At 44.5% G+C, this 12808-nt stretch carries 13 protein-coding genes; 9 read left to right on the forward strand and 4 right to left on the reverse strand.

From position 1 onward, the window contains the following. Nucleotides 1-235 precede the first annotated feature (235 nt). Complete coding sequence (gene psbN, locus J7545_RS19320) at nucleotides 236-367, reverse strand: photosystem II reaction center protein PsbN (RefSeq protein WP_318698707.1); 132 nt, start codon at nucleotides 365-367, stop codon at nucleotides 236-238. Between the two features lie 157 nt (nucleotides 368-524). Here psbN and psbH point away from each other — a divergent pair, with 157 nt between their 5' ends. The 7 genes from psbH to J7545_RS19355 all read left to right on the forward strand — a co-directional run bounded on the left by psbH (nucleotide 525) and on the right by J7545_RS19355 (nucleotide 4778). After that, nucleotides 525-728: a photosystem II reaction center phosphoprotein PsbH gene (gene psbH, locus J7545_RS19325; protein ID WP_283760581.1), complete on the forward strand. Its 204-nt coding sequence runs from the start codon at nucleotides 525-527 to the stop codon at nucleotides 726-728. A gap of 165 nt (nucleotides 729-893) precedes the next feature. After that, a complete protein-coding gene (locus J7545_RS19330; protein WP_318720019.1) occupies nucleotides 894-1187 on the forward strand; it encodes a TatA/E family twin arginine-targeting protein translocase in 294 nt (97 codons plus the stop codon). A 9-nt stretch (nucleotides 1188-1196) separates the two neighbouring features. Then, nucleotides 1197-1841 carry an aminoacyl-tRNA hydrolase gene (gene pth / locus J7545_RS19335; protein WP_318698709.1) on the forward strand — a complete coding sequence of 215 codons (645 nt, stop codon included), beginning with the start codon at nucleotides 1197-1199 and terminating at the stop codon, nucleotides 1839-1841. Nucleotides 1842-1883: 42 nt separating this feature from the next. Next, complete coding sequence (locus J7545_RS19340; protein ID WP_318698710.1) at nucleotides 1884-2147, forward strand: DUF3146 family protein; 264 nt, start codon at nucleotides 1884-1886, stop codon at nucleotides 2145-2147. A gap of 41 nt (nucleotides 2148-2188) precedes the next feature. Then, complete coding sequence (locus tag J7545_RS19345) at nucleotides 2189-3058, forward strand: SDH family Clp fold serine proteinase (protein ID WP_318720020.1); 870 nt, start codon at nucleotides 2189-2191, stop codon at nucleotides 3056-3058. Nucleotides 3059-3158: 100 nt separating this feature from the next. Then, a complete protein-coding gene (locus J7545_RS19350; protein ID WP_318698712.1) occupies nucleotides 3159-3863 on the forward strand; it encodes a metallophosphoesterase in 705 nt (234 codons plus the stop codon). A gap of 78 nt (nucleotides 3864-3941) precedes the next feature. Beyond that, a complete protein-coding gene (locus J7545_RS19355) occupies nucleotides 3942-4778 on the forward strand; it encodes a DUF928 domain-containing protein (RefSeq protein WP_318698713.1) in 837 nt (278 codons plus the stop codon). Here J7545_RS19355 and J7545_RS19360 read toward each other — a convergent pair. Both J7545_RS19360 and J7545_RS19365 read right to left on the reverse strand, forming a co-directional pair. Then, the gene (locus J7545_RS19360; protein WP_318698714.1) at nucleotides 4767-5648 is read right to left on the reverse strand and encodes a Cof-type HAD-IIB family hydrolase; all 882 of its coding nucleotides are present in this window, start codon (nucleotides 5646-5648) and stop codon (nucleotides 4767-4769) included. The two genes, J7545_RS19355 and J7545_RS19360, sit on opposite strands and share 12 nt — an antisense overlap. 42 nt (nucleotides 5649-5690) lie before the next feature. Then, on the reverse strand, nucleotides 5691-7289 hold the full coding sequence (locus J7545_RS19365) for an Hsp70 family protein (RefSeq protein ID WP_318698715.1): 1599 nt from the start codon (nucleotides 7287-7289) through the stop codon (nucleotides 5691-5693). Between the two features lie 82 nt (nucleotides 7290-7371). On the opposite strand from J7545_RS19365, the gene J7545_RS19370 reads away from it, so the two are divergent. Both J7545_RS19370 and J7545_RS19375 read left to right on the forward strand, forming a co-directional pair. After that, complete coding sequence (locus J7545_RS19370; protein WP_318720021.1) at nucleotides 7372-7776, forward strand: NIL domain-containing protein; 405 nt, start codon at nucleotides 7372-7374, stop codon at nucleotides 7774-7776. 494 nt (nucleotides 7777-8270) lie between these two features. Beyond that, entirely contained in the window at nucleotides 8271-10871 is a 2601-nt protein-coding gene (locus tag J7545_RS19375; protein WP_318698717.1) for a DUF4157 domain-containing protein, read from the forward strand. 5 nt (nucleotides 10872-10876) lie between these two features. On the opposite strand, the gene modB is transcribed toward J7545_RS19375, so the two are convergent. Next, on the reverse strand, nucleotides 10877-12739 hold the full coding sequence (gene modB, locus J7545_RS19380) for a molybdate ABC transporter permease subunit (RefSeq protein ID WP_318698718.1): 1863 nt from the start codon (nucleotides 12737-12739) through the stop codon (nucleotides 10877-10879). Between the last annotated feature and the right edge of the window lie 69 nt (nucleotides 12740-12808).

Here is a 12808-nt window from a genome sequence, read left to right on the forward strand (position 1 = left end):
TGTGGCGATCTCATTTTTGCCCATATGCATACTCTTGGGAATTGATATGCAGAAAAAATGGCGCGATCGCCTGCCTTGTCTACACTCTACGATTCCGAAAAGCTTTAGCTTTTCGGAGAGTGACAGAAGAGGGATACAGCACTTTCCTCTGCTATGAGGTACAACATCAATCCAGCAGTTCCAGCGATGGCGGGCTGATTGCGTACTTCATGACAGCGCGAAGCGCTGTATCTTCCTAATCTTCATGATCTTCAAAGGGATCGTCTAGGGCTTCCGAGGGCGGGCCAAACGAGGTATATAAAGAAACACAAGTTAAGGCCAAGACGATCGCTACAATGCCGATATTAAGAACCGTTGCAGTTTCCATAGGTTTTTGAACTAAGATATACTATCCTTAAATATAGTATTACAAAAATTTACATTTGGGAGCGATCAGGTTGAGCCAGATTCCTTAAGGATTCGCAGTTCTGCCAGACCCACACCAGTGTAAAATCAGAAAATTGAAACGGAATAATAGGAGACCCATGGCACAACGTACCCGTTTAGGAGACATCCTCAGACCCCTGAACTCGGAATATGGTAAGGTAGCCCCCGGCTGGGGAACAACCCCCCTAATGGGAGTGTTTATGCTACTGTTCTTAGTCTTTCTGCTGATTATTCTCCAAATCTACAACTCATCCCTTCTTCTGGAAGGATTAGACGTAGACTGGACAACTCTCGGTCGGTAGAATACGGCAATCATAATACAGTAACCAACGTTTACTCAGAACGTTTAGTGATTCCTGAAAACTCGGTTTAGTTGATAAACCGGGTTTTTTTACAGCGCTTTGCGCGGCAGAAAGGTAACGGGAAAACCGTTTTTCACGCGAGTTAATTTAGGAGAACAGAAGAGCATGAATATTTTTGGCATTGGTTTACCGGAAATGGCTGTGATCATGGTTGTAGCTCTGTTGATCTTTGGGCCAAAGAAATTACCAGAAATGGGCAAGGCGATCGCCAAAACTATCCGTAGTTTCCAGCAAGCCTCGAAAGAATTTGAACAGGAATTTAAGCGCGAAGCTGCCCAAATTGAAGCCTCGGTAAAAGAACAACCTAGCATTCAACCGAGTGTTGAAGTGAGTAACACCCCTGAAAGCGAACCTCAAGAAACGTCAACAGCAAGTAATAATTCTACCTCAACTAGCTAACGAATAACCATGAATAGCGAGCGATCGCCAAATCCCAAACCGCAACCGGCTCTTGCGATCCCCCAACTGATTGTCGGTTTAGGCAACCCGGGCACTCAATACGATGGCACTCGCCATAACATCGGCTTTGACATCATCGATGAATTAGCCCGGCGCTGGAATACCTCCGGGAGTGCCAACAAAAAATTTCATGGATGGTTTGCTGAAGCGCCCTTTGCCAACGGGCAGAAATTGCGCCTGCTCAAACCTTCCACCTATATGAACCGCTCCGGGCAATCAATTCGCGCAGTCATAGATTGGTATAAACTGCCGCCCAATTCAGTCCTCATTGTCTATGATGATATGGATCTACCCGTGGGACGGATACGGCTGCGCCTATCCGGTTCCGCTGGAGGTCATAATGGTATGAAAAGTGCGATCGCCCACTTAGGAATCCAAGACTTCCCGCGTCTGCGAGTGGGGATCGGCTCCTCCAAATCTCCAGACACCGGGAGCAAAGACACCGTATCCCATGTTTTAGGCAAATTTTCCCCATCAGAAGCCAAAATCATCAATGATGTACTTCCAGGAGCAGCCGATGCTGTAGAAATCAGCCTCAAACAAGGGATAGAAAAAGCCATGAACTTGTATAACAACCGACTGTTTGCTGCATAGTGAAGAGCGATCGCGATATCAAATTTTTAATGTTGAATTGATATGAGTTCTCAGCGCCTACCCGAAACCACCGTTTACGTCCGCGTATTGCGCCACTCTTGGCAACAAGGCAAACTAGAAGGAGAAGTCTTAGCCGATCGATATCAATGGGAATTTCAATGGCTCTTTCGCCATGGACAACTCCTCGTTAAACCCTCCCTAGGACGCGCTCTCATTCAAGAACCCCTGGGGCGATTTTTAGAACAACGAGATTATCAATTAGAACCGGGCGGTGATTACACCTTCACCGTCCGCGCCCAATTTTAACTGAATCTTACCATCATTAATTTTAAATTTTTAACTAATTTATGTCCTTCACCTTCTTCGATATCATCCTCATTGTCCTTCTACTGATTTCCATACAACCCGCTTGGCAACAACGGCAAATTATCCGCCGGCGGATCCAAACCCTAACCGCCTTTGAACAACAACGGGGCAGTCGAGCGATCTTGCTGATTCACCGTCAAGAATCGATTAATTTACTCGGCGTTCCCCTGTCTCGTTATATCAGTATTGAAGACTCAGAACAAATTCTGCGAGCCATTCGGTTAACACCTCCTGATGTTCCCATTGACTTAATTTTACACACCCCAGGAGGCTTGGTTTTAGCCACTGAACAAATTGCCCGCGCCCTGATTCGCCATCAAGCCAAAGTTACAGTTTTTATTCCCCACTACGCCATGAGTGGAGGAACGATGTTAGCCTTAGCTTCCGATGAAATTGTTATGGATGAAAATGCAGTTTTAGGACCCGTCGATCCGCAACTGGGGAATTTCCCGGCTGCTAGTATTCTCAAAGTTATAGAAGATAAACCTTTAGGAGAAATTGACGATCGAACGTTGATTATGGCGGATTTATCCCGTAAAGCCATTCAACAAGTCAAACGGTTTGTGCGCGAATTATTAGAAGATGATATTCCCCAGCAAAAGATCGCTCCTGAGAACATCAATCGGATTATTGAAGAATTAACCACGGGTAAAGTCACCCATGATTATCCCATCCCCCCAGAGGAAGCGAAAGCCTTGGGGTTACCTGTGGTGACGGGGTTACCAAAAGAGATTTATGGGTTAATGGATTTGTATCCTCAACCAACCAATCGGCGACCCAGTGTTCAGTATATTCCGATGCCCTACGATCGCTCGCCCACCTTGCCCGCCCCTAAAAATACAGAAAAGTAGGATTGGGTTATCAACTCACGTTACGACTAAATTACTCAGAATTTTTGTTATACAATATAGATGTGCTTGAGTTGAGCCTGTTGTCTCATGGAATTGTGATATGAGAATTTTAGCTATAGGTGATATTCATGGCTGCTCCACTGCTTTGGATAGCTTATTAAATTGGGTGCATCTCCAAAATTATGATGTAATTGTTACTCTTGGAGATTACGTGAATAAGGGTCCGGATACGAAGGGAGTGTTAGATCGATTGATTGCGCTTCACGAACAGGGTCAGTTAGTGCCGATTCGAGGCAATCATGATTTAATGTTCCTATTGGCGCGATCGCTTCCTGAAGAGAAGGTTGCTCAAGATCGCATTACTCCAGAAACCCTGGCTTCCTATGGCACTCAAGAGAATGGGGAACCCATCAACATCACAGATATTCCCGATCGCCACTACCGCTTTTTAGCCCAAACTTGCTTAAACTATTGGGAAACCGAAGATTGCTTTTTTCTCCACGCAACTGCCGATCCGGATCTTCCCCTCGATCAACAACCCTATGACAATCTATTTTGGCAAAAGTTTAAATCGCCTCGTCCCCATCAGTCCGGTAAGGTGATGATCTGCGGTCATACGAGCCAAAAAAATGGTCAACCGGTTAATTTAGGTCACGCTATTTGTATCGATACTTGGGCCTGTGGTGAAGGATGGTTAACGGCTCTAGATGTGAATACGGGAGAGGTTTGGCAGGCTAACCAACAAGGCGCAAGGCAAAGGAACCATATCCGAGACTTCCAACCGCAAGCAATCGCGATCGCTTAACCAAAACTGACGTTAAACTAAAAGGAGATCGGATAGTGGTTTTTCGTCTTGTTTTTTTCTGATGAGGATCGATTGTTTATGCTATTTTCCTGGTTACCTTCCATTTCCTGGCCTCGTCTTCAAGGGACTTTAGCGACCCTTTTAGCTTTAGGCGTGACGGTATTCCCCTTACCCAGTCTAGCCCTAGAAGATTTAGACCTTCCAGAAGACATTGGATTACCGAGCCGCCGTCAAGCAGGTGGAACCCGCGGCCCCTGTATTACCGATAAAAGCGGTCAACTCTTACCCATTATTCCTAAATTTAATATCGGTCGTACCCTCAAAGATTCCCCTACTCTATTTGTGTATTTGCCTCAGCATACCACAGATCAAGGGATACTGATTTTGCAAGAATTAGACCAAGAAAAATTAGCTCAATCTGGCTTAACTTTAGCCAATCTCGCTCATCACAATCAAGATCAATTTTTGAAAGCTGAATTCAAGAGTCCTGTATCCCTAAATCAAGAATCAGGAATCTTAGGGGTTTCCCTGGGCGAACATCCTGAGATCCCTAAACTGGAGGCGGGAAAAATTTATTTGTGGGCCTTTCAGCTCGTTTGTAATAATACCTTTAGCGACTATGCCCAGGGCTGGATTCAGGTAGCCACAAATACAGAAGAACAAGCCACCTTAAGAGCCAAATTGGAGGAGGCAAAATCCGATCGCGATCGCGCTAAAATCTATGCCCAAGCGGGTGTATGGTACGATTTACTCATGGCTTTAGCTCAGTTGCGCCAAACCACATCGAGCGAAGAACAAGCTCAAGCAACGACCGATTGGAAAAGTATCCTTACTCATCCTCAAGTGGAACTCGACCAGATTGTTGATGCCCCCCTTTTGTCGGAGAGTCCAACTTCAACCGTTTTAGCGCCCTAATCTACCATCAATCCGGATCCCTCCATTCAGTATTTGAGCTAAAGCTGTCACCACACCATCCTCTTCTATGGAGGGAGCAATCCAATCTGCAATCCTCTGAATTGGAGCAGGAGCATTTCCCATGGCAACACCAATTCCAGCATATTCGATCATTTCTAAGTCATTAAAATTATCGCCGATCGCCATCACATTTTCTGATTTTAATCCCAATACGGTTTCTGCCAAATATTGCACTGCAAATCCCTTATTGGCTAAGGGATGGGTAATCTCGAAAAAATTGGGGGAAGATTTAGTAAAATGCAGTTTATCTTGAGGAAAAGTCGCACATATATCCGCTGAAAGTTCTTCAATTAACTCCAGATTCTCACTCAGGGCTAAAATTTTGGTCGGTTCCACTGTCAGCCGTTCTCTTAAGCTGTCTACCACCCGAATCGGTGCAGAAGTTCGGTCGAGATATTTGCGGGTATCTTCTCCCATATCTTGCACATGCAAACAATCATCAATATAAAAATGAACCGTCATTTGATCTCGATATTGGGGTTGTTCTAAAAAGTCGAGAATTTGTCCCGCTAAGGGAATAGAAATAGGAAAATGGTGGTGAACTTTGTTCGTTTCTGGGTCTTGAATTAAGGCTCCATTGTAGCAAATCAGAGGAAGTCCCGCACCGATCGCCTCATAAAAGCGCAAAGCCGAGCAAAACATGCGTCCTGTTGCCACCGCTACTGGAATTCCCTGTTGTTTTACCTTTGCGATGGCTTCAATCACCGGTTGACGGACTTGGTTTGAGATCCCGGAGATCGTGCCATCAATATCTAAGACTAAAAGTTTGATTTTTTGGCGATCGCCAACCGGAAAAGTGTTCAAAGACATGAGATAGAAATTCCCTCTATTACCTATAACCCATTACCCAATCTAGCTTAATTGAACCACAACTTGATTATTGAGCAAAGTTTGATTGGTGAGCAAATCTTCCACCGTAATTCTTAAAAATCGCTCTCGATCGACTTGAAACAATACTCTGATCCGATCGCTTCCAGGAATACCGGGAGGATTCAAGTTAGCAATAGTACGGGCATTTTCTGTATCATTTAAGGGTGTTACCGAGCGCTTATCGCCGGTCAAAATGCGGGTAATCAGGCGATCGCCATCAAAATAGATCTCTGTTCCTCCGGTTTGTGCGCCTAATTCTCCCAAAACTAACTCAAGTTTAGGTTGATTTTCTGCGGAAGCCCCTAACATTAACTCAATCGGTTTAGACATGGGATAGGGCTGTCCTTCCGGTATAATCGGATGCCAACTATGACCTTTTGTGCGTCGATTCCAATAGCGAATGCCATAACTATGATAGAGAAAATCCTGTAATTCAATTCCCTGAACCAATTGCAGCGCACCTTCAGCGATCGCTTCAAACGGTTTATCACAACGTATCCGTTTTTCCTCAAAATAGCCCTTAATCCAATCTTGCACCGCTGGAATTTGACAAGTTCCACCCACCAATAACACCGAATCAATTTGGGATTTATTCACTCCCTCACGGGTTGCTTGTTGCAGCACTTGAGCCATAATCGTATTAAGTTGACTAAAGAATTTACGGTCTTCTAAAATCGATTGAAACTGTTTACGAGTCAGTTTTAACTCATAGCTCTCTAGAGAATCCCGATCGAAATAAACTTCTGTTGCTGTGGTACGGGAAGACAATTGAATTTTCAGTTTTTCCGCTAATCGAGTTAAAGACAAAGATTGAACTAAGTCATACTGGGCAATCAATTCATCTGTAATCCAATGGTCTAAATCTGAACCCCCTAAATTCAAACCCGCTTTAGCAATCACCCGCGCGGTTTTCACCTGTTGACCCGATTTTTCCCCAAACGATCTTTCACCCCATTTGAGAACAAATCCCAAGGGATTCGCCGCTTTTCCTTCACTTTTAATTCCATTGGTATTCAGTTGCACCAGCGATAAATCTAATGTGCCGCCGCCAAAGTCTATGACTAAAATTAAATTGCGATCGCCCACGCCATAGCCTAATGCTGCTGCTGTCGGTTCATCAATCATCCTGACTTTATCCACCGACCAAGTTTGACAAACTTGCCCTAACCAGTGACGATAGGTTTCAAAACCATCGACTGGTGCAGTCACAATTAGAGACTCTTCCAGATTAATTTGATTAAACAAATGAGTTAGGAACCAAGTGCCCACTTGTTCAAACTGAATCGTCACTCCATCGAGTTGGGGTAAAAATCCCTGAATAGGGGTTCCAATCCCGCGCTTAAAGTGACTAAAGAATCGAGTGTCTTGAGCCAGATCTAAACCGCGATCGCGCACGGGTTGGCCAATAATCACTTGTTCCAACTCAGCATTTTCCACATAGACGAGACTGGGAATTAGGGGAGGATTGGGAGCCTGTTGTAGGGAATATCCAGGGACTTTGAGGATTTCTGGGGTTTGAGTCACTGGATTCCAGCGGGTAATGACCGTATTAGAAGTGCCAAAATCGATTGCGATCGCCATAAGGGATTAGAAATGATACAGTTAAAAAAAATTTGTTATCGGATATAAACAGTCAAATTCTACCAAATTAGGGGGTAAAGCAGTGAAAAAACGAGTCACCCTTACATTTGCCCAGCGTTGGGTAAGAATGCCAGTTACCTACCGTTTGGCTAAGGATTTTAATGTCGCTGCCAATATTATTCGCGCTCAAGTGGCTCCCAATCAAGTGGGAAAGCTGGTGCTAGAACTCTCTGGAGACATCGATCAACTCGAGGATGCAATTGAATGGATGCGATCGCAAAGTATTCAAGTCTTTCAAGCTACCAGCGAGATTATTGTTAATGAAGAAATCTGTGTTGATTGTGGACTGTGTACTGGAGTCTGTCCCACTCAAGCGCTCACCCTCAATCCAGAGACGTTTCAGCTATCTTTTATGCGATCGCGCTGTGTCGTTTGTGAACAATGTATCGTCGCTTGTCCCGTCCAAGCCATTTCTACCACTCTTTAAAAGACTTCTTGCAGAAGTCAGGGAATAGGGAATAGGGAATAGGGAATAGGGGTAAGAATGCAGGATTACTCCATTGCCATTTATTTTCTGCACAATTATGCAAGAGGTCTAAACTTAAAGTGATGATTTCTCTCTCGTCAACATCAGGGGTTGACGAGAGAGGAAATACAGATCAATAGTGAATCATTACCCATAGAGTTTAATCAGACTTAGCCCACATATTGCCCACCCCTAAGGTAAACCCTGGTAATATCGTTTCACTGTCTAAAGTATCGGGTTGAAGGCATTTTTCTATGGCTGAAAAAAGGAGATTTAGGACATTTTATATTGCGATTCGTGCCTATTGCCTATTGCCTCAAACCATAACCTAACTGTCCTAACTGACTCCTTCTCTGCTATAGCTGTTTGGGAATAATCAGGGCGTGTGTCATTGACCAACCTACATTGTAAAATGGAAGAATGGACTGAATTATTGGGCGATCGGAGAAAAACTTATGGCACGTGGACAGATGCAGATCAGGAAGCGTTCAATTGTTCCATCTCAAGGTAAAGGCAAAACAGACCGCACCGTGCAAGCCCAGTCTAACCCGATCCAACGAGAAGACAATCAATATGCCATGGGTAAAAATTGCCCCCTAGTGCGTCATGGCAATATCCTACAACGGATTATGGAGCGAGAGGCCCGACAACAAGTTGTGCAGCGAGATAATGAAGGTCAAGAACAACAATCGGTCAATCTATACCCCACAGGGAAAGGCTCTCCCCTACCGGATGAAATTGTAGACAACTTTACCCAGCAAGGCCATCCAGAAGTGGGAGAAGCTCAAGTTCATGTCGATGATACCGCAGCCAAAAGCATTGGCGCTCAAGCTTATACCACCCAGAAAAAACATATTGTCGTCCAGTCCAAGGTAGCCAAAGACCCTAAAGTGTTGACCCATGAGGCAACCCATGTGGTGCAACAACATAACATGGATGTGGAACCCACCATTCCCAACACTCCCATCAACGATACCTTAGAAAAAGATGCCCAAGATAACGAAAAACGAATCAGTCAAAATCAACCCGTTTCCGTACAACTCAAAGGCCAGAATACCCATAGTTCGGGTTCCCCAATGATCCAACGTAAGATAGAAGCCAATAATCTCGGACAATTAGTCGAGCAGCAAATTGGTTTACAAGCCGATGTTAAAGCGAATGGAATTCAAGATGGCAAGACCTACACAACAGTAGGGTTTGAACATGAATTTGCCCAAATGAAGGATGGGCCACTGCGGGGATTAGATCATGTGGAAATTGGTGAATCGAGCGAGCATATGCCCTTTACTGGGATCAATTTTAAGTTAGAGACCGATGCCAATAATGCTCTTGAACTGGTCAGTCCTCCTTTTCTTGTAGAAACCATTGGCCAGGGAAGTTCCATCCCTGTTCCTGAAGATCTGGCCAAAATTAATCGTTTAATTTCCATGGATTTGCAAGGGGCTGTCAATCCAGAAGACAGAACTATTGGTGAGTTTGTCAGCACAATGAAAGGCTCCTCCAATCTTACATTCAAGCTGACAAGAAGACCCGACCTTGGCAGTGAACAGCGAACTCCAGACAATACGAGGAGGAGTAATGCATTTAAGCGATTTTTCCATTCTTGGTCGAGTTTAAAATTCGGCAATCCATTCAAAGGGAATAAACTAATCACTAGAGTCGATAAAATTCCTGGAATACACTTAAAACCAGCGCTGAAAAATGGTGGTATTTTACCCCAAGCTAATGTTGCTCTAAGCGGTAAGGATCTGGCAAAAGTAATCGATAAAAGCCGCGCTCCTAATGTGGCTGTTAGTTCAAAGATATCTGCGTTTGGCAAACTACAAATGGGGATTAAAGCTAAATTGGTAGAGAAAGGAAATGAATTAACCAATAATCAACTCTCTTCTGAGTTAAAAACGTTTCTTAATCAACTGGCACGAACCTTAAGTGGGATTGTCTCTGTCCCTTTCCAAAGCAGAGAACTTGCAGCACAAGGTAAAGCGACAAAAATGTTTGGCAATTGGAAACAGTATTGGAAAGGGTATGAAAATAAAGAAGCTCCCGGCAGCGATGGGACGGGTATACGCGACAGGGGGTCGGCGAAAAATAATTACACGAAAAAATATACATGGTTGAAAAAATATAAGGAAATGGAACTACTCACCAGCCATGTCAAAGATGTTCAAGACCTGTGGGTAAAGGATACTCTGATGAATTTTGGCTTGGGGCTATCCTTAAACCCTGAAGATTGGGATACAGTCAAAAATATCCTTCTAGATCAAGATATACAAGGGATGTTAAGCGGAATAGAAGGAAATCAGGCTATGAGTGCGCTGCGTGAAGAATATCCTTGGGCCTTTAGTAAAAATCGTGGAATTGGGCCAAAAATGGTTGCTGGAGCTAACAAAATTATCTCCCAAATTCAAAGTAATAAACTGGATACAACTGCCCCCAACGAAGACCTTGATTTTGGAGTGGATAAACAGCGTAGCTTCTTAGATCATAAAGACCAGTATATTAGCCCAAGGCAAGATACTTTCTTGAAAGGTGGAACAGTTAAATTACCGGGCAGTGGAAATCGCGCCCATGTCTTAGAGTCACGCCGCAATGTCAATAGTTTCTTAGAGACATTAAAGGATATACGCTCGGAACAAGTCCCTGTAAATAATGAAGTCCAACGTCCCAGGCGAGGTTTTCGGGGTCGTGCCTACAACAAGAGAACGAATCAACAAGAGTTAGCAATCAAACTCAAGGAATTGCAAAAAAATCACCCGGTTAATTCCTTAGTTCGATACCGAATTGCCAACAATGTTAATCGACATGAAGGCTTGGGCGGGCCACTGGATATTGATTGTTTGGCTAAGGTGACTGGCCATGGCTATAATCAGAGCAATCAGCCACTATTACAGGTGACTGGAATTGCATTGGTTAACTCGAAAACTTTAAATACTCTGGCTAATAGCAGCGGTGTTGCTCAAGAGGTTGTTAGTGAGTTTGACTTTAACTTAGACAATATAACTCCCCACCCTATTGGGGCAAGTCGTTTGATTACTAAAGAGCAGATTGTAGTATAAGATTTTTAATTTTTAATTGAAGGAGGAGAGTTGGGATTGAGCGATCGCCCCTTCACTTCACCAACCCTTGGCTCTTGCAGTAATATCAGTTTCTCCGATCGCAGACAGACAGACCAGGGAGTGGGTTGGGTTTGCAAGGTTTCCCATTTCTCCTTAAAGATTTCTGCCTGGAGATGGTAGTCGCGGTGATGATTCGGGGGACGATTTAAGGTGAGATATAACGTCATCCGGTGAGGACTTTCGCTGGTGTCGGCTAACCAGCACTCAAAGGTATTCTCTTGGTTAAGATCGGCAACAAAGGTAATATGATGCGCTCGAATGGCAATTTGAGTCAATGTATCGGGAATGGGTTTATGGGTGGTTAAGGCACAATTCCAATCAATGGCTAAAATTTGCCGATCTTCAACGACAGTCGCGCGGGAGAAGTTCTTGCAAGCGGTGATTCGAGCCACGGGTTCATAGCGAGGTTCGGTAAAGATATCTTCTTTGCTGCCAAAAGCGATCGCCTCTCCTCGATCTAAAACCAAGAGGTCTTGGCAAATGCGATAGGCTTCTTCCAGATTATGGGTGACAAACAGGCTCACTCCAGGATAACTCTCTAGGCGATCGACTAATAATTTCACCATCTGTAAATGCAGATAGGTATCTAAGGCGGAGCAGGGTTCATCGAGGAGGAGAATATCCGGTTGACTGGCTAAAGCTCTGGCTAAGGCGACTCGTTGCTGTTGTCCTCCAGAGAGTTGCTCGGGATAGCGATCGCCAAATCCCGATAAGTATACCGCAGCTAACTGCGCTTCGATATCCGCGCGAGTCATGTTCACTGATTTGGGAATACCAAAGGCAATATTTTCCGCGACAGTGAGATGGGGAAATAGGGCATAATTTTGGAAGACAAGCCCCACGCGGCGCTCGGAGGCAGGCAGATTAATTCCCTGTTCTGAATCATATAAGACTCGACCATTGAGAACAATGCGACCGGAATCTGGGGTATCTATGCCCGCGATACAGCGTAAAATCAGGCTTTTACCTGCACCAGAACTGCCTAAAATCCCTAAAACTTGGCGATCGCTGCTAGTAAATGATACATCTAAAGCAAACTCGCAGAGTGTTTTGCGAATCTGCACGCTCAAATACGGTTCAGACGCTCGATAAACTCGACGATTGACTTGCCGAGAGGAGAGTGACGCTGGAGAAAGCGTCTTCCAACTTTTACTCTGAAACTTACGCCATAAATTGACTAAAGTTACCATCAACAGAGACAAACCAAGCATTACCATGCACCAAAACCAAGCTGTTTCCATCGAACCCGATTCCACCGCTAAATAAATCGCCATCGGAATCGTTTGGGTTTGGTTGGGAATATTTCCCGCTAACATTAACGTCGCCCCAAATTCCCCTAAAGCACGGGTAAATGCTAAAGTCGCTCCCGCCATCAAACCAGGGAACGCCAGAGGTAAACTAATGCGCCAAAAGATCGTCTGTTCTCTTGCGCCCAGGGTTTGAGCCGCTTGGGGAATCGTGCGATCGATTTGTTCAAAGGCAGCTAATGCCGTTTTGTACATCAGTGGAAATGCCACCACCGTTGCTGTAATCACAGTGGCATACCAGGTAAAGACAATATAAATGTTAAACTGGGCAAGAAAAGACCCGATTGGCGTATTTTTCCCGAATATAACCAAGAGGAAAAAGCCTAAAACGGTAGGGGGCAAAACCAAGGGGGATAAAAATAATCCATCCAAAATCGATTTGGCTTTTCCCCGATACCGGAATATCCAGTGAGCAGCAGTGATCCCTAGGAAAAAAGTGATCATCGTGGCAAGCGTTGCCGTTTTCAGGGAGATAAACAAGGGAGAAAAGTTATCGATCATGGCAAGTCCGTGGGGGAATGGGGGAATAGGGGAATGGGGGAATAAATAACAGATTTAATCTAGCAAGTG

The sequence above is a fragment of the Roseofilum sp. SBFL genome (assembly GCF_017746885.1).
In the GTDB taxonomy this organism is placed as follows: Bacteria; Cyanobacteriota; Cyanobacteriia; order Cyanobacteriales; family Desertifilaceae; genus Roseofilum.

Bases quoted from the DNA above. Each gene is read 5' to 3' on its own strand.
- modB (WP_318698718.1), bottom strand. From the start codon at position 12,739: ATGATCGATAACTTTTCTCCCTTGTTTATCTCCCTGAAAACGGCAACG.
- J7545_RS19330 (WP_318720019.1), top strand. From the start codon at position 894: ATGAATATTTTTGGCATTGGTTTACCGGAAATGGCTGTGATCATGGTT.
- psbH (WP_283760581.1), top strand. From the start codon at position 525: ATGGCACAACGTACCCGTTTAGGAGACATCCTCAGACCCCTGAACTCG.
- J7545_RS19365 (WP_318698715.1), bottom strand. From the start codon at position 7,289: ATGGCGATCGCAATCGATTTTGGCACTTCTAATACGGTCATTACCCGC.
- J7545_RS19375 (WP_318698717.1), top strand. From the start codon at position 8,271: ATGGCACGTGGACAGATGCAGATCAGGAAGCGTTCAATTGTTCCATCT.
- J7545_RS19350 (WP_318698712.1), top strand. From the start codon at position 3,159: ATGAGAATTTTAGCTATAGGTGATATTCATGGCTGCTCCACTGCTTTG.
- J7545_RS19345 (WP_318720020.1), top strand. From the start codon at position 2,189: ATGTCCTTCACCTTCTTCGATATCATCCTCATTGTCCTTCTACTGATT.
- psbN (WP_318698707.1), bottom strand. From the start codon at position 367: ATGGAAACTGCAACGGTTCTTAATATCGGCATTGTAGCGATCGTCTTG.
- J7545_RS19360 (WP_318698714.1), bottom strand. From the start codon at position 5,648: ATGTCTTTGAACACTTTTCCGGTTGGCGATCGCCAAAAAATCAAACTT.
- pth (WP_318698709.1), top strand. From the start codon at position 1,197: ATGAATAGCGAGCGATCGCCAAATCCCAAACCGCAACCGGCTCTTGCG.
- J7545_RS19355 (WP_318698713.1), top strand. From the start codon at position 3,942: ATGCTATTTTCCTGGTTACCTTCCATTTCCTGGCCTCGTCTTCAAGGG.
- J7545_RS19340 (WP_318698710.1), top strand. From the start codon at position 1,884: ATGAGTTCTCAGCGCCTACCCGAAACCACCGTTTACGTCCGCGTATTG.